This window comes from Streptomyces sp. NPDC046860 (assembly GCF_040645115.1).
Taxonomy (GTDB): domain Bacteria; phylum Actinomycetota; class Actinomycetes; order Streptomycetales; family Streptomycetaceae; genus Streptomyces.
In genome coordinates, this window is sequence record NZ_JBEYXQ010000012.1 from 90,519 (window position 1) to 113,521 (window position 23,003).

A 23,003-nucleotide genomic window follows, 5' to 3' on the forward strand; every position below is an offset into this window, starting at 1 on the left:
CATTCAGCGGCGCCCCGCCCGGCCCCCTCCAGAAGGCACCCCCGCCGCCGCCCGCGCAGGATTCCAGTGAGGCCCGCCGGAACGGGCGGCCCGCCCATGGTCAGCGCACTCGGGAGGAACTGCCGTGACCGTCAGCCTGGAGCAGTTGAGCCGCTGCCACTTCGCCGTCGACCTCGGCGCGGCCCGCACCCGTGTGTATGTGAAGGGCGCCGGACTCGTCGTCGACCAGCCCTCGGTGGCGGCGGTGAACACCCGTACCGGCGCGCTCATCGCGGTCGGTGACTTCGCGGAGCAGATGACGGGGCGCACCCCGCAGTACATCCGCGTGGTGCGGCCGGTCTCCGGCGGCACGGTCGTCGACATCGAGATGGCGCAGCGCATGCTGCGGCACCTGCTCGGCGACAAGATGCGCCGGGCCCTGCGCCGCCGGCCCCGGCTGCGCGCGGCGGCGTGCACCCCGCACGAGGCCGACCCGCTGGCGCAGCGGGCGACCATCGAGACGCTGGTCGGGCTCGGCGCGCGGCGGGTGGAGCTGGTGGACACGCTGATCGCGGCGGCCGTGGGCTGCGGGCTTCCGGTGGAACGCCCCGAAGCCACCATGATCATGGTCTGCGGCGCGGCGGCGACCCAGGTGGCGGTGTTGTCGCTGGGGTCGATCGTCACCGCCGAGCGCATTCCGGTGGGCGGCGAGGCGGTGGACCGGGCGATCGTGCAACACCTGCGGCACGAGCACGAGTTGATGCTGCCCAGCCAGTCGGTACGGCCGCTGCAGATCGCACTGTCGGACAACGGGCTGACCCCGCAGGGCCCGGTGTCCACCGAGATCCACGGCCGGGACGTGGCCACGGGCCTGGCCCGCAGCGTGCGGGTGGACACGGCGGCGATGCGCGAGGCGATCCACACCCCGCTGCTGGCCGTCCTCGACGGCATCGGCAAGGTGCTGCGGGAATGCCCGCCGGACCTGGTCGCCGACCTGGTGGACCGCGGCATCATGATGGTCGGCGGCACGGCCCTGCTGCCGGGCCTGGACCAGATGCTCGGCGAGGCCACCGGCATGCCGGTGCACATCGCGGAACGGCCCGACGTGTGCGCCGTGCAGGGCCTGGGCGACATGCTGGAGGGGCGGATCGCCCCGCTCGTGCTGACGCCGCTGGCCGCCTGACGGACGGCCCGCGCCGGTCTCAGTAGGGCAGGACGCGCCCCGAGGGCGTCCTGCGGTCGATCTCCTGGCCCCGCGGAGCCGCGGGCCGCCGAACGATCCGTACCCGAAGTTGACGCTCCACGTCACCCTCCTCCCAGCCGACACCGAACACCGGTAGGAGGACGGTGCCCAGAACGCGGCCGCCCCAAGCCCGGACGGCGAAAAGAATGCGATCACCCCGTTCCCCGGCCCGTCGGTTGAAGGCTAGAGACTGAGGGTGATCCCCGCGCCGAGGCCGCCGAGCCCGAGGGCCACGGCGGCCGACCACCAGCCGCCCCGGCCCCAGGGGAAGAACCGGTCGAGGGCGAGCCGGCCGGGGCCGGTGGCGGCGACGCCCACGGCGACGGCGGCGATGCACATGGTGTATTCGAGGCCGCCGTCCGAGGCCCACAGGCCGTTCGGCGCCGTGACCAGCGCCATCGCGTTGATCATGACGCCGAGCAGCGCGGCGCAGGCCAGGGGCGTCAGCAGGCCGACGGCCAGGCCGAGGCCGCCGAGCAGTTCGGACAGTCCCGCGATGGTGGCGAAGACCTTGCCCGGCCGGTAGCCGAGGCCCTCGAACCCCTTGCCGGTCGCGGTGAGCCCCTGGCCGCCGAAGATCCCGAAGAGTTTCTGCGCCCCGTGGGCCGCCATCAGCAGCCCGAAGGTCACTCTGATGAGCAGCAGCCCCCAGTCGGCGGCGGAGCCGAACACGGCGCGGTCCTCGGTGCGGGCGGGTCGGAAGGTGCGCGTTGTCGTCATGGGCGATGCTCCGGAAGAGCCCCCCGCTTCGATCGGAAGGTACGGGCCTCCCCCCTGCACACCTTCCAGGCTATTAGCGTCCGGCCTGCAGCGCGCCCCAGGTCGCGGGCCCGACCTGGCCGTCCACGCCCAGCGAGCGGCTGGTCTGGTAGTCGCGTACGGCCTGCTGGGTGCCCGAGCCGAAGTCGCCGTCCGCCGAGACGGTCCGCCCGAGCGCCGCGGTCAGGGCCCGCTGCAGGCGCTGGACGGCGGCGCCGGTGCTGCCCTGGCTGAGGGCGGGCGTGGTGCCGGCCGAGAGCAGCGCGGTCCAGGTGCGGGCGCCCACCACGCCGTCGGCGCCGAGACCGCGGGCCTTCTGGAAGGCGGTCACGGCGGAGGCCGTCTTGGTGCCGAAGCTGCCGTCGACGGTGCCCGCGTCGAAGCCCTGCGCGTTGAGCAGCGACTGCGCGGCCGACACCTGGGCGCCCGAGGAGCCCGAGCGCAGGGTGTCGTACGACGGGAAGCTGAGCTGGACCTCGCCGCCGCCGGTGCTGCCGCCCAGCAACTGCATGTAGTAGGTCCAGTTCCAGTTCGGCCCGGGGTCGGTGTGGTCGTTGCCCGGCACCTCGGAGTGGCCCACGATGTGGGCGCGGTCCTTGGGTATGCCGTAGCGGGCGCAGATGGAGGCGGTCAGCGCGGCGGAGGAGCGGTACATCGCGTCGGTGAACCAGCTGGGGTTGTCTATGTACCCCTCGTGCTCGATGCCGACGCCGGAGGCGTTCCCGGAGCGGGCGTGCCAGGCGGTGTCCTTCTCGCGCACCGTCTGGGTGATCTGGCCGTCCGAGGAGCGCACCACGTAGTGCGCGCTGACCTGCGCCGAGGGGTTCTGGAACCAGCTGATCGTCCCGGCGTACGAGCCCTGGGTGACGTGGATGACGACCTTGCTGATCGCGGCCGTGCGGCCGACCGCGTAGTTGGCGGAGTTGGCCGGGACCCAGAGGGCGGAGGGGTAGTCGGGGCTCTGCGCGGCCGGAGCCAGGGCCGATCCGTAGGCGCCGCGTTCGGGGGCGACCTTCCGGGCGGGCAGGGTCAGCCGCTCGCCGCCCTCGGCGCGGGCGGTGACGCCCTTGGCCAGGAAGGTGTAGACGGTGTCGGCGTAGAGCCGGGCGGTGGCGGGGTCGGTGGCGCCGCCGTACCGGGCGAGGAGCGGGTACCAGGTGTCGGTGTCGCGCCGCTCGGCCCGGCTGAGTCCGGCGTGGTCGGCGTAGGAGCGCAGCACGGCGGCGCCGCCGCGGATGTTGGCGGCGGTGTCGGTGCGCAGTTCGCGGGCGGTGTCGCCGGTCAGCCGGGACGCCAGCTCCAGGGTGTGCTGGTCGGGGTTGCTGACCAGGTGCATCACGCCGTAGCCGCCCGCCTGGCTGGGCAGGCCGTGGTGGCCGTCGAGGTGGGTCTCGCTGTAGCCGAGGGCGATCAGGAGGTCGCGCGGGACGCCGTACTCGGCCGCCGCGCCGCTGAAGGCGTGGGCGACGGGGCCCTCGGATCTGTCGGTGCGGGGTGCGGCGCTGACGGGCTGCACGGCGGCGGCGATCACGGCCAGGGTGCCGAGACCGGCGAGGGCCGCGCGGCCCAGGGGTGTGCGGGGCATGGGGGTGTGGCCTTCCGGGTGGGGGTGGTGGATGCGGGAGGGGCCGGGGACCTCGTGCGGTCGTCCCCGGCCCCGGGCCGCGGCGGCTCAGATGGTGCCGCTCTCCCACCACCAGGAGCGGCCGAGGTCGGCGCGGCTGTCGACGTGCTGGTGGTCGACGTCGTACCGCTCCAGGCCGGAGAAGCCGCAGGTCTCCGCCTTCTGGTAGACCGTGCGGTTGGCGACGCCGGGCACGTCGAGGTCGGCCGCGGTGCCGTAGAGGTGCATGCTGTCGCTGGCGCCGCCGATCTCGGCGTTGTGCGCGATGCTGCGGAAGCCGGAGTTGACGGTGATCGGCACGTTGCCGAGCTTCTTGCGCAGCGCCTCCAGCTTGTACATGGCCCGGCGGGCGTTCTCCTTGACGGCCGCCGCGCTCACCTTGCCGCCGTTGAAGTTGCCGCTGGAACGGTCGTAGAACTCGCTCCAGTTGAAGTGCGCGGTCGAACCGTCCGACTGCTCCAGGGCGTTGAGCTGCGCCTGGGTCGCGGGACCGGCGCTGCCGTCGGCCGAGAGTCCGTAGGCGGCCTGGAAGCGGCGTACCGCGGCCGCCGTGCCCGGTCCGAAGTCGCCGTCGATGCTCACCCGCGTCTGGGAGGCGGAGTCGGCGGCCCAGCCGGCGACCCGGATCTGGAGCTCCGTCACGTCGGCGCCGGTGGCGCCCTGGTTCATGGTGCGCGTCCAGTTGTAGGCGGAGGCGCTGCCCGACAGGAGCACGGGCCCGGCGAAGATTCCGGCGGTCGCGGCGAGGGTGCCGCGCAGGATCGTGCGGCGGTCCGGAGAGAAGGTCATGGGGGAACTCCCTTGTGGGTGGGGTCAGAAGGCGAGCTGGAACGGCACGACCTGGGCGTCGGTGTCGTAGGCGTGCACCCGCAGCTTGAAGCGGGTGCCGTCCTTGACGTCGGTGGCGACGGTGGCCCACTGGGGGCCGAACGTCGAGTAGGTGTTGTCGTGGTTGCACAGCGAGGTGTGGTCCACGAAGACGATGCAGGCGTCCAGGAAGCCGGTGGCGGAGCTGCTGAGCTTGATGTTGATGTCGCCGCAGCGCGAGGTGGTGGTGTAGGTGCCGAACTCGACCGCGGCGGTGGAGTAGCGGTAGGTGAGCGACTTGGCTCCGCCGTAGCAGGAGGTGGCCGCCCGCTCCGGCTGGGCGGCGGCGGGCGCGGTGGCGCCGGCGGCGAGGAGGGCGGTGGCGGCGGCGAGGACGGCCGCGGTTCTCCGGGTGCGGGTCATCGGAACTCCGTTCGCGGGCGGGGCTGTCACGGATGTCAGAAGGCGATCTGGACGCGCGCGGAGGAGCCTTCGAGGTCCACGCCGAGGGGCACGGTGAACGCGCTGCCGTCCTTGACGTCGGTGGCGATGGTCTTCCAGCTCCGGCCGACCTTGGTCCAGTAGTTGCAGGCGCCGACGCGGACGAACTTCACGCAGGCCCAGACAAACTCGGCGTCGCCGCCGGTCATGCGGAGGTTGATGTCGGCGCAGCGGGAGGTGGTGGTGTAGGGCCCGAACTCGGCGGCGTCGCCGTAGTTCACGGTGACGGCTCCGCCGTAGCAGGTGGCCGCCGCGACGGGGGCGGGGGCGGCCGACGCGGTGGTGGGCACCGACACGGCGAGGGCGGCGAGCAGGGCCGCGGCGGCGGCCGGGTGGGTGAGGATCTTCGCCATCGGTTTCCTTCGGTGTCCGTTCGTTCCATGACCGGGGACATGCGGAAGGTGCGGGTGATGTCTCGGGGATCGGTGCGGCGGAGCGAGTTCATGGTCCGGCGTGCGCTTTCGGCTGTCATGCTCATTCGAACGAGGTGAAATGACGCCGGTGGAGAGGGTGTTGAGCGTGCTTCGCTTTCATTTCTCGGCTGAGGATCTGGCCAGGACACGGGTCGCCGCCGCTCCGCACGCCCTGTGGGAGATCGCCGCCAGCCTCCACCGCTTCCAGACCCCCGCGGGCCGCTGGGCCTACGCGCACTGGTACCGCACGGCCCGCGAGCGGTTACGGGAGGCGGGGCTGGAGAGCGCGGTGCGGCAGGTCCTGCTCCCGCTGTATCCACGCGCGTCCTACTGGCCGGACTTCCTCACCCCGCTGGAGGGCGCGGCCGGGCTGGAGGCGGGCCTGCAGGCGATCCTGGCGACGCCCGCCGACCGGGTGACGGCGGAACTCGCGGCCCTGGCCCGGATCAGACGCGTACCGCCCCACCTCGCCCGGCTGCCGGAGCGGGCGGCCCGCACCGAACTGGTCGGCGTGCTGCGGGCCTACCACCGCGCGGTGATCGAGCCCCACGAGGACTGGATGCACGAGAGCGTCCACGCCGAACGGGTGCGGCTGGCCCGGCGCCTGCTCGACGGCGGCACCGAGGGTCTGCTCGGCGGACTGGGCCCGGCGGTCCGCTGGCGGCACCCGCGGCTGGAGATCGGCACCTATCCGGCGCACCAGGAAGTCCGCCTGGCCGGGCGCGGGCTGCTCCTGATCCCGTCCTACTTCTGCTGGAAGGGCCCGGTCACGCTCGCCGATCCCGGCCTGCCCCCGGTGCTCACCTGCTCGCTCCACCACGAGCCGCCGCGCGCGGCTCCCGGCTCGCCTTCCCTGGAGGTCTTGCTGGGCCGTGCGCGGGCCGCGGTCCTGCGCGCGACCGCCGCGGGCGCCACCACCACCGAGGCGGCCCACCGGGCCGGTGTGACCCCCGCCACGGCGACCCACCACACCACGGCGCTGCGGGACGCGGGGCTCATCACCAGTCACCGGCACGGCAACACGGTGATCCACACACTGACCCTGCTGGGGGCGACGATGGTGAACCGGAATCCGGACCGGCCCGGACGGCCGAGGGTCCACTGAACTTCCGTGCCGGGCACCGCGGGTGTGTGTCCTCGCGGTCCGACTGAGGTGGGGCGGGTGGGACTCGAACCCACGGCCGACGGATTATGAGTCCGCTGCTCTAACCGGCTGAGCTACCGCCCCTCGCGGCGTGTCGCGTACAACTGTGCGCGCCGTCTGCCGCAGCATAGCCGCTCATACGATCTCCTGCTTCGGATGGTCGGCTTCCGCGCTGCTTCCCTGACCTGGAGGACTTCCCCCGGGCCCCCGGCAGTTCCCCCGCACGGCGGCCGGAGGCGGAACCGGACATGAAAAAGGACCCCGGAGGGTCCTGGTTCAACGCGCTCCCCCGACTGGACTCGAACCAGTAACCTGCCGGTTAACAGCCGGCTGCTCTGCCAATTGAGCTACAGGGGACCGAAGCTCCCCCGACTGGACTCGAACCAGTAACCTGCCGGTTAACAGCCGGCTGCTCTGCCAATTGAGCTACAGGGGATCGCTTCGTCTGCATCGAACGCATCCACCTGGGTATTCGCCAGGGGGCGGGCGGTCGCTGCGACACATACATTAGCGCAAGCAGGGGGGTGCTCCGCCAATCGGTGCCCTCCCGGCCCCGCCCGGCACCACAGACCCCCGTCAGGGACCAATCGAGGAAGGGTGGCCGACATGCGCTACCGGCTCACGTTCGTCGCCGGACTGGCCGTCGGATACGTACTCGGCGCACGCGCCGGTCAGCAGCGCTACGAGCAGCTCAAGAAGGCCGCTCGCGGGGTCGCGCAGAACCCCGCCGTGCGCAACACCGCCGAGACGGCCGCCCACCAGGGCCGGGTCTACGCGGGCAAGGCGCTGCACACGGTCGGCGAGAAGGTGGGCGACCACGTCCCCGAGTCCTTCGCCGACCGGGTCCGCTCGCTGCGCGGGCGCAACGGACACGGGCGCCCGGCCGAGGACGACTGGGGCACCAGCCACCCCTGAACCGGCCACCCCCTCCATGTGCCCCCTGACCTGCGGCCTCAGGGGGCACAGGCGTACCCGGCCGGAGCAGCCCCCGCGCTGCGGCAGAATTTGAGCCATGGGGATAGTCGCCGGGCTGGACAGTTCGCCCGCATTCACTCGCATCGTGGTCTGCGACACGGACACGGGGGCCGTGCTGCGTCAGGGGTACGCCCCGCATCCGCTGAACGTGCCAGAGGGCGCGCCGCGGACCGCTGACGTCGACCCGCAGGCATGGCTGCTCTCCCTGGGCGAGGCGGCCGGCGGCGGGCTGCTGGAGGGGGTGCAGGCCATCGGCGTCTCCACCCAGGCGAACGCCGTGGTCCCGCTGGACGCGCAGGGCAACACCGTGCGCCCCGCGATGGCCGGGACGGACAAGCGGGCCCAGGTGGCCGCCGCCGACCTGATCGACGCGCTCGGCGGCCGGGAGGCGTGGGCGCACGCGGTCGGCTGTGTCCCGCAGGCCGCCCGGCCGGTGACCAAGCTGCGCTGGCTGGCGAAGAACGAGCCGGAGAACGCGAGCCGTACCGCCCTGCTCCTCCAGGCCCACGACTGGCTGGTCTGGCAGTTGCTGGGCCGCCCGGCCCGCCGGACCACCGACCGGGGCGGCGCCTCGGGCACCGGGTACTGGTCCGCCGCCACCGGCGCCTACCGTCCCGACCTCGTCGAGATGGCGCTCGGCCACCAGGTGGCGCTGCCCGAGGTGATCGGCCCGGCCGAGGCCGCCGGCACCACCCCGGAGGGGCTGCTGATCTCCGCCGGTACCGGCGAGACGATGGCCGCCGCGTTCGGCCTCGGCATCGGGCTGGGCGACGCGGTGGTGTCGCTGGGCGCGTCCGGATCGGTGATGGCCGTGCACACCGAGGCGCTGGCCGACCAGTCCGGGATGATCACCTCCCTCGCCGACGCCACCGGCATGCACCTGCCGGTCGTGACCACCCTGAACGCGGTACGCGCCCTGCGCGGCACCGCCGAACTGCTCGGCGTGCCCGACCTGAAGACCCTGTCCGAGCTGGCCCTCGGTTCCACCCCCGGCTCGCACGGCCTGGTCCTGCTCCCCTACCTGGAGGGCGAGCGCATCCCCGACCTGCCGCACACCGCGGGCACCCTCTCCGGGCTGCGGCGGGAGTCGATGAAGCCCCAGCACCTGGCGCGCGCCTCCTTCGAGGGCATGCTGTGCGGGCTCGCGGACGCGCTGGACGTGCTGCGCGGGCGCGGCGTGGCGGTGCGGCGGATCTTCCTGCTGGGCCAGGCCGCCGAGCTGCCCGCCGTACAGGCGTTGGCGCCCTCGCTGTTCGGGGTGCAGGTGGTCGTGCCGCAGCCCGCGGACTACGCCGCGATCGGCGCCGCCCGCCAGGCGGCGTGGGCCCTCGGCGCCGCCCGGGGCACCCTGGACCCCCGCACCCCGCCGGCCTGGCAGGGCGCGGCCGCGCAGGTGCTGGAGCCCGGCGAGGACCTGGCCGTGGGGCAGGCGGTGCGCCAGCAGTACGTGGCGGTACGGGAGCAGACCCACCCTGGCGCGCTCCGGTAGCGGCGCCCCGTGCGGGGCGCGCCGGCGGGGCACCGATGGGTTAATCGGTTGAGGTAACACGGGGGGAGTGCCCGACGATAGGGCCATGGGCAGTCCATCGCCCGACCGCCGACTCCGAGAGACAAGCGTGCTCATACGACTTCTGCGGACCTGTCTCAGGCCCTACAAGAAACCCATCGCCCTGCTGGTGGTGCTCCAGCTCCTCCAGACCAGCGCCACGCTCTACCTGCCGAACCTCAACGCGCACATCATCGACAACGGTGTCGTGAAGGGTGACACGGGTTACATCCTGTCCTTCGGCGGCCTGATGATCGGCATCTCGCTGGTCCAGGTCGTCTGCAACATCGGTGCCGTGTACTACGGCGCCCGTACCGCCTCCGCCCTCGGCCGGGACCTGCGCGCCGCGGTCTTCGACCGGGTGCAGTCCTTCTCCTCCCGGGAGCTGGGGCACTTCGGCGCGCCCTCGCTGATCACCCGTACGACCAATGACGTGCAGCAGGTCCAGATGCTGGTCCTGATGACGTTCACCCTGATGGTGTCGGCGCCCATCATGTGCGTCGGCGGCATCGTGCTGGCGCTCGGGCTGGACGTCCCGCTGTCCGCGGTGCTCGTGGCCGTCGTGCCGGTGCTGGGCATCTGCGTGGCGCTGATCGTGCGCCGGCTGCGGCCGCTGTTCCGATCGATGCAGAGCCGCCTGGACACGGTGAACCGGGTGCTGCGCGAGCAGATCACCGGCAACCGCGTCATCCGCGCCTTCGTCCGCGACGAGTACGAGCACGGGCGGTTCGGGCAGGCCAACGGCGAGCTGACCGAGATGCAGCTCGCCACGGGCCGGATGCTGGCGCTGATGTTCCCGATCGTGATGACCGTGGTGAACGTGTCGTCCATCGCCGTGGTGTGGTTCGGCGCGCACCGCATCGACAGCGGCGGGATGCAGATCGGCGACCTGACCGCGTTCCTCGCCTATCTGATGCAGATAGTCATGTCCGTGATGATGGCCACCTTCATGTTCATGATGGTGCCGCGCGCCGAGGTCTGCGCCGAGCGCATCCAGGAGGTGCTGGGGACCGAGTCCAGCGTCGTGCCGCCGCTCGCGCCGGTCACCGAGCTGCACGGGCACGGGCATCTGGAGATCCGGGGCGCGGGCTTCCGCTATCCGGGTGCCGAGGAGCCGGTGCTGCGCTCCATCGACCTGGTGGCGCGCGCGGGCGAGACCACGGCGGTGATCGGCTCGACCGGCAGCGGCAAGTCGACCCTGCTGGGCCTGGTGCCCCGGCTGTTCGACGCCACCGAGGGCCAGGTCCTGGTGGACGGCGTCGACGTGCGCGAGGCCGACCCGGCCCTGCTGGCCCGTACCGTCGGCCTGGTCCCGCAGAAGCCGTACCTCTTCGCGGGCACCGTCGGCAGCAATCTGCGCTACGGCAAGCCGGACGCCACCGACGACGAGCTGTGGGCGGCGCTGGAGACCGCGCAGGCCAAGGAGTTCGTGGAGCGTCTGGAGGGCGGCCTGGAGGCGCCGATCGCGCAGGGCGGCACCAATGTGTCCGGCGGTCAGCGCCAGCGTCTGGCCATCGCCCGCACGCTGGTCCAGCGCCCGGAGATCTACCTCTTCGACGACTCCTTCTCCGCGCTCGACTACGCCACGGACGCGGCGCTGCGCGCGGCGCTGGGCCGGGAGACCGCCGACGCCACGGTGGTGATCGTGGCCCAGCGGGTGGCGACCATCCGGGACGCCGACCGGATCGTCGTGCTGGACGAGGGCCGGGTGGTGGGCTCCGGCCGCCACCACGAGCTGATGGCGGGCAACGAGACCTACCGGGAGATCGTGCTCTCCCAGCTGACGGAAGCGGAGGCCGCCTGATGGCCGGTCCCATGGGACGCATGATGGCCGGGGGCGGCCCCGACCAGCGGTCGATGGACTTCAAGGGCTCGGGCAAGCGGCTCGTGACCCAGTTCCGGCCCGAGCGGGTCACCATCTACGGCCTGCTGGCCTGTGTGGTGGTCAGCGTGGCGCTGAGCGTGATCGGCCCGAAGATCCTCGGCAAGGCCACCGACCTGGTGTTCGCCGGGATCGTCGGCCGGAGGATGCCCGCCGGGGCGACCAAGGAGCAGGTGCTGGACTCGCTGCGCGCGCGGGGCCAGGGCTCGGTCGCGGACATGCTGCGCGGTACCGACTTCGTGCCCGGCCAGGGCATCGACTTCGACGCGGTGGGCCGGGTGCTGCTGCTGGCGCTCGGTGTCTTCCTGGCCGCCGGTCTGCTGATGGCGGTGGCGACCCGGCTGGTGAACCGGGCCGTGAACCGCACGATGTACCGGATGCGCGAGCAGGTGCAGTCCAAGCTGTCACGGCTGCCGCTGTCCTACTTCGACAAGCGGCAGCGCGGCGAGGTGCTCTCCCGCGCCACCAACGACATCGACAACATCGGGCAGACGCTCCAGCAGTCGATGGGCCAGCTGATCAACGCGGTGCTGACCATCATCGGCGTGCTGGTGATGATGTTCTACGTCTCGTGGGTCCTCGCGCTGGTCGCGCTGGTGACGGTGCCGCTGTCCTTCGTTGTGGCGACGCGGGTCGGCAAGCGGTCGCAGCCGCACTTCGTGCAGCAGTGGCGCACCACCGGCACGCTGAACGCGCACATCGAGGAGATGTACACCGGGCACACCCTGGTGAAGGTGTTCGGCCGGCAGGAGCAGTCGGCGAAGCAGTTCGCCGAGCAGAACGACGAGCTGTACGAGGCCGCGTTCAAGGCGCAGTTCCACAGCGGTGTGATGCAGCCGCTGATGATGTTCGTGTCGAACCTGAACTACGTGCTGGTCGCCGTCGTCGGTGGTCTGCGGGTGGCTTCGGGCTCGCTGTCCATCGGTGACGTGCAGGCGTTCATCCAGTACTCCCGCCAGTTCTCGATGCCGCTGACGCAGGTCGCCTCGATGGCGAACCTGGTGCAGTCCGGTGTCGCCTCGGCGGAGCGGGTGTTCGAGCTGCTGGACGCCGAGGAGCAGGAGGCGGACCCGGTGCCGGGCACGCGTCCCGCCGAACGGCGCGGCCGGGTGGAGCTGGAGCACGTGTCGTTCCGGTACGACCCTCAGAAGCCGCTGATCGAGGATCTGTCGCTGAAGGTGGAGCCGGGCCAGACGGTGGCCATCGTCGGCCCGACCGGCGCGGGCAAGACCACGCTGGTCAACCTGCTGATGCGGTTCTACGACGTGACGGGCGGCCGCATCCGCCTGGACGGCGTGGACGTCCGGGAGATGTCCCGCGACGACCTGCGGGCCGGTATCGGCATGGTGCTCCAGGACACCTGGCTGTTCGGCGGCACCATCGCGGAGAACATCGCGTACGGCTCCTCGCGCGAGGTCACCCGGGGCGAGATCGAGGAGGCGGCCCGGGCGGCCCACGCGGACCGGTTCGTCCGGACGCTGCCCGACGGCTACGACACGGTGATCGACGACGAGGGCACCGGGGTGAGCGCGGGCGAGAAGCAGCTCATCACGATCGCCCGGGCGTTCCTGTCCGAGCCGGTGATCCTGGTGCTGGACGAGGCGACGAGTTCGGTGGACACCCGGACCGAGGTGCTGATCCAGAAGGCGATGGCCAAACTGGCCGACGGCCGCACCTCGTTCGTCATCGCCCATCGCCTCTCCACCATCCGGGACGCGGACACGATCCTGGTGATGGAGAACGGCGCGATCGTGGAACAGGGCGCGCACGCCGACCTGTTGGCGGCCGAGGGTGCCTACTCCCGGCTGTACCGGGCCCAGTTCGCCCAGGCGGTGGCCGAGGTCGACTGACCCCGGACGCCGCCCCGCGCCCACCCGTGCCGACCGCGGCGCGGGTGGGCGCGGGCGTGATCAGTCCAGATAGCCCCGGAGCTGGTCCGCGTAGGCGTGGTCCCGGAGCTTGCTCAGCGTCTTCGACTCGATCTGCCGTATCCGCTCGCGGGTGACGCCGAAGAGGCGGCCTATCTCCTCCAGCGTCCGGGGGCGGCCGTCCGCCAGGCCGTACCTGAGCTGGACCACCTTGCGCTCGCGCTCGCCCAGGGTCGACAGCACGGCCTCCAGGTGCTGGCGCAGCAGCAGGAACGCGGCCGACTCGACCGGGCTCGCCGCGTCCCCGTCCTCGATCAGATCACCGAGGGCGACATCGTCCTCCTCCCCCACCGGCGCGTGCAGCGAGACCGGTTCGAGGGCGAGGCGCAGCACCTCCCGCACCCGCTCGGCCGGCAGCTCCAGGTGGGCCCCGACCTCCTCGGGCGTCGGCTCGTACCCGCGTTCCTGCAGCATCCGCCGCTGCACCCGGACGACCCGGTTGATCAGCTCCACCACGTGCACGGGCACCCGGATGGTGCGCGCCTGGTCGGCGAGGGCGCGGGACATGGCCTGCCGTATCCACCAGGTGGCGTAGGTCGAGAACTTGTAGCCGCGTGCGTAGTCGAACTTCTCCACCGCGCGGATCAGCCCGAGGTTTCCCTCCTGGACCAGGTCGAGCATGGTCAGGCCCCGGCCCACGTACCGCTTGGCGACGGAGACGACGAGGCGCAGATTGGCCTCTATCAGGCGGCGCTTGGCCATTCTCCCCAGGACGACGAGCCGGTCGAGGTCGAGGGCGAGCCCGGAGTCGAGGTCGGGGGTGCTGCCGAGCTTCTCCTCGGCGAACAGCCCCGCCTCCACCCGGCGGGCGAGTTCCACCTCCTCTGCGGCGCTGAGCAGCGGGATTCGGCCGATCTCGCGGAGGTACTGGCGGAACAGGTCGGCGGAGGGGCCGCCGCTCTCGGTGCGCGAGGCGCCGCGCACGGGCTTCACCGGCTCGTCGCCGTCGCCGTCGCCGGTCAGCGCCTCGGCGGGAGGTTCGGGGGTCTCCTCCGGTTCCGGGGCCGTCTTGGGGTGCCCGCCGCCGTGGCTCTGCGCGGGTACGGCCCTGAGCAGGCCCGGCTCGGCACCACCGTGGGCGGCACGGGCTGACTGCGTGAGGGTGTGGGTCTGCACGGGGGCGACCTCCAGGATGATCGCTGCTCCGGGGGGGGGTGCGGCAGCGGCGCGGCGGGGCGCGAATCGACGGCCTGCGCTCCGGGGACTCGGGCACCGCACCCAGTGTGGGGTACGACACATCTCCGCCACGAGGGGCGTGCGGTGACTTTTTGCGTCCGGTCCGTGACCGCGTGGTGATCCCCGGGGCGTCCTGGGGCCTACAGGGCCGAGGGGCCCTCGTTCTGCAGGGCGCGGTCGTAGCGGGTGAGGACCATCATCTCGTTCTGCACGGCCGCCGACTGGGCCGGATCGGAGTGGCCGAGGCGGGTGAGGGTGCTCTGCAGCTCGGTGAGGCGGCGGGTGACCGCGCGGCGCCTGATCTGCACCAGGACCATGCCCGCGTACGTCTCGTCGACCGTGCGGCGCATGATCGTCTCCACGGCCAGCTCGGTCACCATGGCCCGGACGGTGTCGTCGGGGGCGGCGTCGCGGACGCGGACCACGTACTCCTGGGGGTCCTGAGTGCCGAACTCGGCGCCGCCGGCTTCGGCGATGGTCTGGCGGACGGCCGCGTAGGGGGGTGCGGTGAACTCGTCGAGGCCGTAGGCGTCGAAGGCGGGCGAGACCAGCTCCGGGCGCTGGAGCGCGAGTTTGAGCAGCTCGCGTTCGGTCGCGAAGACCGGGTTGCGCAGGGTGAGGGCGGGGCCGCCGGCCTGCCGGGGGGCGGCCTCCCAGCCCTGCTGGGGGGCGCGGGACCGCTCCTGCGGGGCGGGGGCGCCCTTGCCGCCGCGTTCGCGGGCCCAGCGCGCGAGCTGGGCGACGCGCTTGACGACGAACTGGGTGTCGAGGATGCCGAGCATGCCCGCGAGGTCGACGGCGACCTCGTGCTGGGCGCCGCTGTTCTTGATCCGGGCGACGACCGGCGCGGCCTCGTCCAGGGCGGCCGCTCGGCCCGCCGGGGTGTCGAGGTCGTAGCGGGCGACGATCTGGCGCAGCGCGAACTCGAAGAGCGGGGTGCGGGGTTCGACCAGGTCCGCCACGGCCTCGTCGCCCTTGGCCAGGCGCAGGTCGCAGGGGTCCATGCCGTCGGGGGCGACGGCGATGTAGGTCTCGGCGGCGAACTTCTGGTCGTCCTCGAAGGCGCGCAGCGCGGCCTTCTGCCCGGCCGCGTCGCCGTCGAAGGTGAAGATCACGCGGGCCGAGCCGTTGTCCATCAGCAGCCGGCGCAGGATCTTGATGTGGTCGCCGCCGAAGGCGGTGCCGCAGGTGGCGATGGCGGTGGTGACGCCCGCGAGGTGGCAGGCCATGACGTCGGTGTAGCCCTCGACGACGACGGCCCGGCTGGACTTGGCGATCTGCTGCTTGGCCAGGTCGATGCCGTACAGGACCTGGGACTTCTTGTAGATCGCGGTGTCGGGGGTGTTGAGGTACTTGGGTCCGTTGTCGGACTCGTAGAGCTTGCGGGCGCCGAAGCCGACGACCTCGCCGCCGATGTCGCGGATGGGCCACATCAGGCGGCCCCGGAAGCGGTCGATGGGGCCGCGGCGGCCGTCCTGGGCGAGGCCGGAGAGGATCAGTTCCTTGTCGCTGAAGCCCTTGCCGCGCAGGTAGCGGGTGAGGTGGTCCCAGCCCTGGGGGCTGTAGCCGACGCCGAAGTGGACGGCGGCGGCCTGGTCGAAGCCGCGCTCGGCGAGGAAGATCCGGCCGGTGTCGGCCTCGGGGCTGGTGGCGAGCTGCTCGGCGTACCACTGGGCGGCGATCTTGTGCGCCTCGACCAGGCGGATGCGCTCGCCGCGCTGGTGGGCTGGGTTGTAGCCGCCCTCCTCGTAGCGCAGCGTGATCCCGGCCTGGCCGGCGAGGCGCTCGACGGCCTCGGAGAAGGAGAGGTGGTCCACCTTCATGACGAAGGTGATGGTGTCCCCGCCCTCCTGGCAGCCGAAGCAGTGGAAGAGTCCCTTGCTCGGGCTGACCTGGAAGGACGGCGACTTCTCGTCGTGGAAGGGGCAGAGGCCCTTGAGGTTGCCGCCGCCCGCGTTGCGCAGCTGGAGGTACTCGGAGACCACGGCGTCGATCGGGACCGCGTCCCGTACCGCCTTCACGTCCTCGTCGTTGATCCGTCCTGCCACGGATGAATTCTACGGGGGTCCGGAGGCGCTCCCCGCTCGGGCGGTGCTCAGGGCACCAGGCCGGCGAGCGGGACGTGCGGGTCGGCGAGCGCCTCCACGTCCACCTCGGCGCCGGAACGGACGAGGCGCTGGATGTCCTCTGTGACGTCCCACACGTTGACGTTCATCCCGGCCAGCACCCGGCCCTCGCGCACCCAGAAGGCGATGAACTCGCGCTTTCCCGCGTCGCCGCGCAGCACGACCTGGTCGTAGGAGCCGGGGGGCGCCCAGCCGCTGTACTCCAGCCCGAGGTCGTACTGGTCGGAGAAGAAGTACGGCATGCGGTCGTAGGTGACGTCCTGGCCGAGCATGGCGCGGGCGGCGGCGGGGCCGCCGTTGAGGGCGTTGGCCCAGTGCTCGACGCGCAGCCGGGTGCCGAACAGCGGCAGCGGGAAGTTCGCCACGTCCCCGGCGGCGAAGATGTCGGGGTCGGAGGTGCGCAGGTGCTCGTCCACGGCGATGCCGCCGCCGAAGGCGCGGTCGGCCAGTTCCAGTCCGGCCGCCTCGGCGAGGCTCGTGCGGGGGGCGGCCCCGATGGCGGCGAGCACGTCGTGCGCGGGGTGCTCCTCGCCGTCGTCGGTGCGCGCGGCCAGCACCATGCCGTCCTGGCCGATGATCTCGGTGAGCCGGACGCCGAAGTGGAAGCGGACGCCGTGCTCGCGGTGCAGCTCGGCGAAGAGGTTGCCCAGCTCGGGCCCGAGGGCGCCGTACAGCGGGGCCGGTTCGGGTTCGATGACGGTGACCTCGGCGCCGTATCCGCGGGCGGCCGCGGCGATCTCCAGGCCGATCCAGCCGGCGCCCGCGACGACCAGGTGGCCGTTGTCCCGGCCGAGCGCGGCGAGCACGCCCTTGAGGCGCTCTGCGTGGGCGAGGCGGCGCAGGTGGTGCACGCCGGCGAGGCCGGTGCCGGGCACGTCGAGGCGGCGGGGCTCGGCGCCGGTGACGAGCAGCAGCTTGTCGTAGCGGATCAGCGTGCCGTCGTCGCCGAGGCGGACGGTCCTGGCCTCGCGGTCGACGGCGTCGACGGTCTGGCCGAGGTGCAGCTCGATGTCGCTCTGGGCATACCAGGCGGGCTCGTGGACGAAGACGCTGTCGCGCTCCTCCTTGCCGAGCAGGTGGCCCTTGGACAGCGGCGGGCGCTCGTAGGGGTGGTCCCGTTCGTCGCAGATCAGTATCACGCGGCCGGTGAAGCCCTCCGCGCGGAGCGTCTCGGCCGCCTTGGCCCCGGCGAGACCGCCTCCGACGATGACGAACGTCTGATCCGCGTCGACCACTTGATGCCTCCTCGTAAGGTGCCGCCTTCAGGCGAGCGTCCCGCACGCGGCGTGGTGCGGGAAGAGGGGGTGCCCGGAAACGGGCCGCCCTCGGTCATTTTCCCGCTACATATGCCCTGTCAGTCTCGCGTGCAGCGTGCGGGCGGACGCGTCGGTCAGCGAGGCGATCTGGTCGACGATCACCCGCTTGCGGGCGTGGTCGCCGTCCGCCTCGTCGAACAGCGCCCTGAACTGCGGTTCCAGGCCGTCGGGGGCACGGGCGGTGAGCGCCTCGGCCAGTTCGGCGACGACGATGCGCTGGTCGGCGCGGAGCAGCTCCTGCTCCGCGCGCTGCATCACGTACCGGTCGGCGACCGCCTTGAGCACCGCGCACTCCATGCGGGTCTCGCGGGGTACGACGAGTTCGGCGCCGTACCGGGAGAGGCGGCCGTTGCCGTGCGCGGCGCGGGTGGCGCCCTCGGCGGCCAGGCAGAAGCGGCCGATGAGCTGGCTGGTGGCGTCCTTCAGCCGGGACTGGGCGTGGGCGGTGCCGTCGTAGCCGTGCGGCCACCACTCCTGGTCCTGGAGCCGGTCGAGGGCGGCGGCGAGTTCGGCGGGGTCGGTGTCCGCGGGGACGTAGCGGCCGACGGCGACATCGAAGACGGCCCGGCGTTCGGGTTCGGCGTGCAGGCAGTTGGGGTCGATGTGCCCGGCGTGCAGGCCGTCCTCGATGTCGTGCACCGAGTACGCCACGTCGTCGGCCCAGTCCATGACCTGCGCCTCGAAGCAGGTGCGGGTGCCGGGCGCCTCCTTGCGGAACCAGTCGAAGACCGGGCGGTCGTCGTCGTAGACGCCGAACTTGGAGGACTCCGGGTCGGTGGGGTGGGAGCCGCGCGGCCAGGGGTACTTGGTCGCGGCGTCGAGGGTGGCGCGGGTGAGGTTGAGGCCGACGGAGCCCTCGGGGGTGAAGCGCTTGGGCTCGATGCGGGTCAGGAGCCGCAGGGACTGGGCGTTGCCCTCGAAGCCGCCGATGTCGTCCGCGAACTCGTTCAGCGCCTGTTCGCCGTTGTGCCCGAAGGGGGGATGGCCGAGATCGTGCGCCAGGCAGGCGGCCTCCACGAGGTCGGGGTCGCAGCCGAGGGCGGCGCCCAGCTCGCGGCCGACCTGGGCGCACTCCAGGGAGTGGGTGAGGCGGGTGCGGGGGCTGGCGTCCCATGCCTGGGTGCGGGTGCCCGGCGTGACGACCTGGGTCTTGCCGGCGAGGCGGCGCAGCGCGGCGGAGTGCAGGATGCGGGCGCGGTCGCGCTGGAAGGCGGTGCGGCCGGGGCGTTTGTCGGGTTCGGGTGCCCAGCGTTCGACGGAGGTCGGATCGTAGGCCGAGGGGTGTGCGGTGCCTTCCATGCCTCGACAGTAAGCGCCGGTGCCGACATCGTGGGGCGTCGGGGCGAGTGATCGCGGAACGGGTGTCCCGTTCGTCACCGTCCGGCGGGTGCGGTCGCGGGTGCGGCTGAACCGGGAGTCCCCGTTTCACGTCTCCCGGGTCGGGACCGGGCACAGGGGGGCCGCATGAGGATCAGCCGACCACGGCTGCCGCGCGACGTACGGGGGCGCCGGCGGCTGGTGCGGGGTGTGGTGGCGGGGTGCGTGCTGGCGCTGCTGCCCTCGACCTGGCTGTACGTCTCGACGGCGGACCGGCTGCGCACGGCGGCGGACGTGCCGCACACCGAGGTCGCCGTCGTCTTCGGCGCCGGACTGTGGGACGGCCGGCCCTCCCCCTACCTGGCGCACCGGCTGGACGCGGCGGCCGGGCTGTACCGCGCGGGCCGGATCGAGGCGGTGCTGGTCACGGGCGACAACAGCCGCACGGACTACGACGAGCCGAGCGCCATGCGGGCCTACCTGAGCCGGCACGGGGTCCCGGCCGCACGGATCGTCAGCGACTACGCGGGCCTGGACACCTGGGACTCCTGCGTCCGCGCCCGCCGTGTCTTCGGCGTCCACCGCGCGGTCCTGATCAGCCAGGGCTTCCACATCCGCCGGGCGGTGGCCCTGTGCGAGGCGGCGGGGGTCAGCTCGTACGGCCTCGGGGTCGGGGCGAAGCACGACGTGACCTGGTACTACGGCGGCACCCGCGAGGTCTTCGCGGCCGGCAAGGCGGCGCTGGACGCCGCGTTCCGGCCCGATCCGCGCTTCCTGGGCCCCCGTGAGCCGGGATTGCGGCGGGCGCTGGCCACTCCCCGGGAACCGGTCCGCCAGGGGATCTCCACGAGCCGTCACGCCCCGTAGGGGATCTCCACGAGAACCCCATCGGGCCCCCTGACGGCGCTATGGACATGCCATGTCATGCCCACTTAAATCTCAGGGGCATCATCAGCGCCACCCCCACGCCGCACAGGCGCCTCACCCAAGGAGACCGATGAGCCGGATACGGCAGCACGTCCGAGGGTCCCGTCGTCTCGCCACCGCCGGTACCGCCGCGGCGGCGGCCACTTTGCTGGTCACCGCCCTCTCCCCCGCCGCCCGGGCCGACGCCGGGCCCGACCGCGCCACCACCCTCGCCGACGCGGCCTCGATCCTCGTCGCGCACGCCGCGAACCTCGGCCTCACCTCCGACCAGGACACCAGTGTCCGGGACGTGGTGACCGACAAGGACGGCACCCAGCACGTCCGTTACGACCGTACCTACCGTCATCTCCCGGTGATCGGCGGGGACTTCGTCGTCCACCTGACCTCCACAGGCGGCTACCGCGGCACCGACCGGGCCACTTCCGGCCTGCTCTCGCTGCCCACGGTCACCCCGAAGCTGACCGGACCGAAGGCGGCCGGGCTCGCGGTGGACGCGCTGCGCTCCGCGACCCCCCGCGAGGTGACGCGGGCCAAGGCCAAGCCGGAGCTGGTCGTCGACGCCCTGCACGGCAAGCCGAGACTGGCCTGGCGCACCAACGCCGTCGGCCTGGACACCCTCGGCAACCCGGTGGGCCGCACCGTGCTGACCGACGCCCGCACCGGCGCCCGCATCGACGCCTGGGACAGCATCGAGACGGCGGCCGGCGACGGCAAGTCCCTGTACAGCGGCACGGTTCCGCTCCAGACGACCCAGTCGGGCTCGTCGTTCCAGCTCAAGGACGCCACGCGCGGCAACACCTACACCGGTGACGCGGCGAACAAGACCGACCTGTGCATCCTCGGGATCTGCCTGAGCCGGGCCCCCTCGACGGTGTTCACCGACACCGACAACCACTGGGGCACCGGCGCCACCGCCGACCGCGCCTCGGCGGCCGTCGACGCCCAGTACGGCACCGACCAGACCTGGGACTACTACAAGGACGTCCACGGCCGCAACGGCATCGCGGGCGACGGCAAGGGCTCGTACAACCGCGTCCACTACGGCAGCAAGTACAACAACGCCTTCTGGGACGACAGTTGCTTCTGCATGACCTACGGCGACGGTGACGGCACCACCTTCGGCCCGCTGGTCGCGCTCGACGTGGCCGGGCACGAGATGACCCACGGCGTCACCTCCAAGACGGCCGCGCTGACGTACTCGGGCGAGTCCGGCGGCCTGAACGAGGCGACCTCGGACATCCTCGGCACGATGGTCGAGTGGCACGCGGGCAACGCCACCGACAAGGGCGACTACCTCATCGGTGAGCGCATCGTGAAGTCCGGCTTCGGCAAGGCCGCGCTGCGCTTCATGGACAAGCCCTCGAAGGACGGCAACTCCGCCGACTACTGGAGCAGTTCGCTCGGCGACCTCGACGTGCACTACTCCTCCGGCGTCGCCAACCACTTCGCGTACCTCCTCGCCGAGGGCAGCGGCGCGAAGACGATCAACGGCGTCTCGTACGACTCCCCGACCGCGAACGGCAAGACCGTGACCGGCATCGGCCGGGACAAGGTCGGCAAGATCTGGTACCGCGCGCTGACGGTGTACATGACCTCGTCCACCAAGTACGCGGGCGCCCGCACGGCGACCCTGAACGCGGCGAAGGACCTGTACGGGGCCGGCAGCGCGGAGTACGACGCGGTCGCGGCGGCCTGGAGCGCGGTGAACGTGAACTGAGGCGGCCTCCCGCCCCGCTTCCGCCGACGGTGCGCCGGACCTCGTGTCCGGCGCACCGTCGTCGTGTCTCCCCCGGCCGCACGCCATTCGTGTGCACCTGACTCCCCTCCTCCACAGGGCCTCTGAGCTGCTGTTACGCGCCATTTCCTCACCCGTGCGGGTGCGGCGGGCGCCACCCGTTCACCGCAGCGCGGGCGGCGGCTCGGGAGGCGGACCGGGCGCGCTGCCCTTTACCTCGGAAAGGCAGGGGCACGCCCCCTGATCACACGAGTCGAGAAGTCGGACAAGCTCTGGGGAGCACCATGCGTCGCACCGCCCGTCTGCTGACCGGTACCGCGCTCGCCGTAGCCGCGGCCGGGCTGGGCACGGTTCCGGCTCACGCCGGTGCCCCGCATCTGCGGCCCGCGCGGACCGGGAGCCTCCAGGTGTACCCGTCCACCGCCCTGCCCGGCGGCCAGGTCACGGTGAACACGGCGGCCTGCGGGGAGAAGGGCGCGGCGCTCGGCGACGCCGGGGCGGTGGGCGCGGGGACGTTCGCGCTGGCGCCGACCACGCACGAGGGCGAGGCGATCGGGCGGTTCCAGGTGCCGGCGGGAGCGCAGCCGGGGACCTACGAGATCGTCGCGCGGTGCGCGGAGGGCGAGAAGCGGGTGACGGGCGACCTGATGGTGACCCTGGCCGGCGCGCCCGGGCAGGTGCGGCCGCACGGCAGTGTGAAGACGGGAGTCGGCGGCGCCTTCGGCCCCGGCCCCCTCCAGACCACGGCGGGTGTGGCGGCTCTTGCCGTCGCCGCCGCGGGCGGTACCTGGCTCCTGCATCGCCGGGCGAGAGGCGACGGGATCTGACGGACACCCTCCGCTGTCCGTCGCCGGTACCGCGAAGTCCCGCCCCCTAAGGGTCCGATGCCCCTCGTGACCCCTAGGGGGCGGGCCTCCCTGTGAAGGGGGGTGCTGTCTCCGGGAAGGGATTTCCATGCGCAGGATCGGCGACACCGCCATAGCCACCGTCACGGTGCTCGCGCTGGGCACGGGCATATGGCTCCTCGGCCCCGGCACCGGCACACCCCCGCAGCCGTCCGCCGCCGAGGGCCGGCCCGATCCGGGCGGCGAACACGGCACGGCCCCCGCACTGCCCGCGTCCCCGCCCACCCGCGTCCGCATCCCCGCGATACGCGTGGACGCCCCCCTGACGGGCCTGGCCCTGACCCCGTCGGGCAGCCTGGACGCACCGCCCCCGGCGGAGAAGAACCTCGCCGGCTGGTACGAGGCGGGCACCACCCCCGGCGACACCGGCACCGCGGTCGTGGCCGGCCACGTCGACAACACCGAAGGCCCGGCCGTCTTCTACGACCTCGGCGCCCTGAAACGGGGCACGACGATCGAGATCGACCGCGAGGACGCCACGACGGCCGTCTTCACGGTGGACGCGGTGGAGGTCTACTCCGCGAAGAACTTCCCCGACGAAAAGGTCTACGGCGCCTCGCCCCGCCCCGAACTCCGGGTGATCACTTGCGGGGGCGGGTACTCCAGGTCGACGGGGTACCAGGGGAACGTGGTGGTCTTCGCGCATCTGACGGGGAGCCGGGCGGGCTGAAGCCGGGTCCCGGACGCACGCGAAGGGGCG

General features: G+C 72.5%; 18 protein-coding genes, 3 tRNA genes and 1 pseudogene. 10 read left to right on the plus strand and 12 right to left on the minus strand.

The window, feature by feature from the left end:
* Positions 1 to 124 precede the first annotated feature (124 nt).
* Positions 125 to 1,162, plus strand: a complete 1,038-nt coding sequence (locus ABZ898_RS19050) for a rod shape-determining protein (protein ID WP_361659795.1) — start codon at positions 125 to 127, stop codon at positions 1,160 to 1,162.
* Positions 1,163 to 1,405: 243 nt separating this feature from the next.
* Here the strand turns inward: ABZ898_RS19050 and ABZ898_RS19055 are convergent, their stop codons facing one another.
* From ABZ898_RS19055 to ABZ898_RS19075, 5 genes are all read right to left on the minus strand, one after another.
* Positions 1,406 to 1,942, minus strand: coding sequence for a DoxX family protein (locus ABZ898_RS19055; RefSeq protein WP_361659798.1), 537 nt, complete (start codon positions 1,940 to 1,942; stop codon positions 1,406 to 1,408).
* A gap of 73 nt (positions 1,943 to 2,015) precedes the next feature.
* Positions 2,016 to 3,566, minus strand: coding sequence for an N-acetylmuramoyl-L-alanine amidase (locus ABZ898_RS19060; protein WP_361659801.1), 1,551 nt, complete (start codon positions 3,564 to 3,566; stop codon positions 2,016 to 2,018).
* An 87-nt stretch (positions 3,567 to 3,653) separates the two neighbouring features.
* On the minus strand, positions 3,654 to 4,394 hold the full coding sequence (locus ABZ898_RS19065; protein ID WP_361659804.1) for a D-Ala-D-Ala carboxypeptidase family metallohydrolase: 741 nt from the start codon (positions 4,392 to 4,394) through the stop codon (positions 3,654 to 3,656).
* A 24-nt stretch (positions 4,395 to 4,418) separates the two neighbouring features.
* Positions 4,419 to 4,835: a hypothetical protein gene (locus ABZ898_RS19070; RefSeq protein WP_361659807.1), complete on the minus strand. Its 417-nt coding sequence runs from the start codon at positions 4,833 to 4,835 to the stop codon at positions 4,419 to 4,421.
* 35 nt (positions 4,836 to 4,870) lie between these two features.
* Positions 4,871 to 5,266 (minus strand): hypothetical protein, encoded by a 396-nt coding sequence (locus tag ABZ898_RS19075; protein ID WP_361659810.1) that lies wholly within the window; start codon positions 5,264 to 5,266, stop codon positions 4,871 to 4,873.
* A 166-nt stretch (positions 5,267 to 5,432) separates the two neighbouring features.
* Between ABZ898_RS19075 and ABZ898_RS19080 the strand changes: the two genes are divergently transcribed.
* A complete protein-coding gene (locus ABZ898_RS19080; RefSeq protein WP_361659812.1) occupies positions 5,433 to 6,431 on the plus strand; it encodes a helix-turn-helix domain-containing protein in 999 nt (332 codons plus the stop codon).
* 49 nt (positions 6,432 to 6,480) lie between these two features.
* Here ABZ898_RS19080 and ABZ898_RS19085 read toward each other — a convergent pair.
* The 3 genes from ABZ898_RS19085 to ABZ898_RS19095 all read right to left on the minus strand — a co-directional run bounded on the left by ABZ898_RS19085 (position 6,481) and on the right by ABZ898_RS19095 (position 6,906).
* Positions 6,481 to 6,554 (minus strand) — tRNA-Ile (locus tag ABZ898_RS19085).
* Between the two features lie 200 nt (positions 6,555 to 6,754).
* Positions 6,755 to 6,827 (minus strand) — tRNA-Asn (locus ABZ898_RS19090).
* 6 nt (positions 6,828 to 6,833) lie between these two features.
* Positions 6,834 to 6,906 (minus strand) — tRNA-Asn (locus tag ABZ898_RS19095).
* Between the two features lie 170 nt (positions 6,907 to 7,076).
* On the opposite strand from ABZ898_RS19095, the gene ABZ898_RS19100 reads away from it, so the two are divergent.
* The 4 genes from ABZ898_RS19100 (at position 7,077) to ABZ898_RS19115 (ending at position 12,723) form a co-directional block, all read left to right on the plus strand.
* Positions 7,077 to 7,385 (plus strand): YtxH domain-containing protein, encoded by a 309-nt coding sequence (locus tag ABZ898_RS19100; RefSeq protein ID WP_361660112.1) that lies wholly within the window; start codon positions 7,077 to 7,079, stop codon positions 7,383 to 7,385.
* A gap of 97 nt (positions 7,386 to 7,482) precedes the next feature.
* The gene (locus ABZ898_RS19105; protein WP_361659815.1) at positions 7,483 to 8,934 is read left to right on the plus strand and encodes an FGGY family carbohydrate kinase; all 1,452 of its coding nucleotides are present in this window, start codon (positions 7,483 to 7,485) and stop codon (positions 8,932 to 8,934) included.
* 127 nt (positions 8,935 to 9,061) lie between these two features.
* Positions 9,062 to 10,795: an ABC transporter ATP-binding protein gene (locus ABZ898_RS19110; protein ID WP_361659817.1), complete on the plus strand. Its 1,734-nt coding sequence runs from the start codon at positions 9,062 to 9,064 to the stop codon at positions 10,793 to 10,795.
* Positions 10,795 to 12,723, plus strand: coding sequence for an ABC transporter ATP-binding protein (locus ABZ898_RS19115; RefSeq protein WP_361659820.1), 1,929 nt, complete (start codon positions 10,795 to 10,797; stop codon positions 12,721 to 12,723). Before ABZ898_RS19110 ends, ABZ898_RS19115 begins: the two co-directional genes overlap by 1 nt.
* 60 nt (positions 12,724 to 12,783) lie before the next feature.
* On the opposite strand, the pseudogene ABZ898_RS19120 reads toward ABZ898_RS19115, so the two are convergent.
* The 4 genes and pseudogenes from ABZ898_RS19120 to ABZ898_RS19135 all read right to left on the minus strand — a co-directional run.
* Positions 12,784 to 13,944: pseudogene (locus tag ABZ898_RS19120) on the minus strand (RNA polymerase sigma factor); the annotation flags it as partial.
* A 173-nt stretch (positions 13,945 to 14,117) separates the two neighbouring features.
* Positions 14,118 to 16,025, minus strand: a complete 1,908-nt coding sequence (gene dnaG, locus ABZ898_RS19125) for a DNA primase (RefSeq protein WP_361659823.1) — start codon at positions 16,023 to 16,025, stop codon at positions 14,118 to 14,120.
* 47 nt (positions 16,026 to 16,072) lie between these two features.
* On the minus strand, positions 16,073 to 17,338 hold the full coding sequence (locus ABZ898_RS19130) for an FAD-dependent oxidoreductase (protein WP_361659826.1): 1,266 nt from the start codon (positions 17,336 to 17,338) through the stop codon (positions 16,073 to 16,075).
* 105 nt (positions 17,339 to 17,443) lie between these two features.
* Positions 17,444 to 18,718 carry a deoxyguanosinetriphosphate triphosphohydrolase gene (locus tag ABZ898_RS19135; RefSeq protein WP_361659829.1) on the minus strand — a complete coding sequence of 425 codons (1,275 nt, stop codon included), beginning with the start codon at positions 18,716 to 18,718 and terminating at the stop codon, positions 17,444 to 17,446.
* Positions 18,719 to 18,883: 165 nt separating this feature from the next.
* Between ABZ898_RS19135 and ABZ898_RS19140 the strand changes: the two genes are divergently transcribed.
* From ABZ898_RS19140 to ABZ898_RS19155, 4 genes are all read left to right on the plus strand, one after another.
* Positions 18,884 to 19,603 (plus strand): ElyC/SanA/YdcF family protein, encoded by a 720-nt coding sequence (locus ABZ898_RS19140; protein WP_361659831.1) that lies wholly within the window; start codon positions 18,884 to 18,886, stop codon positions 19,601 to 19,603.
* Between the two features lie 130 nt (positions 19,604 to 19,733).
* Positions 19,734 to 21,380 (plus strand): M4 family metallopeptidase, encoded by a 1,647-nt coding sequence (locus ABZ898_RS19145; RefSeq protein WP_361659834.1) that lies wholly within the window; start codon positions 19,734 to 19,736, stop codon positions 21,378 to 21,380.
* Between the two features lie 302 nt (positions 21,381 to 21,682).
* Positions 21,683 to 22,225 (plus strand): hypothetical protein, encoded by a 543-nt coding sequence (locus ABZ898_RS19150; RefSeq protein ID WP_361659837.1) that lies wholly within the window; start codon positions 21,683 to 21,685, stop codon positions 22,223 to 22,225.
* A gap of 127 nt (positions 22,226 to 22,352) precedes the next feature.
* A complete protein-coding gene (locus tag ABZ898_RS19155) occupies positions 22,353 to 22,973 on the plus strand; it encodes a class F sortase (RefSeq protein ID WP_361659840.1) in 621 nt (206 codons plus the stop codon).
* The last annotated feature ends 30 nt before the right edge of the window (positions 22,974 to 23,003 follow it).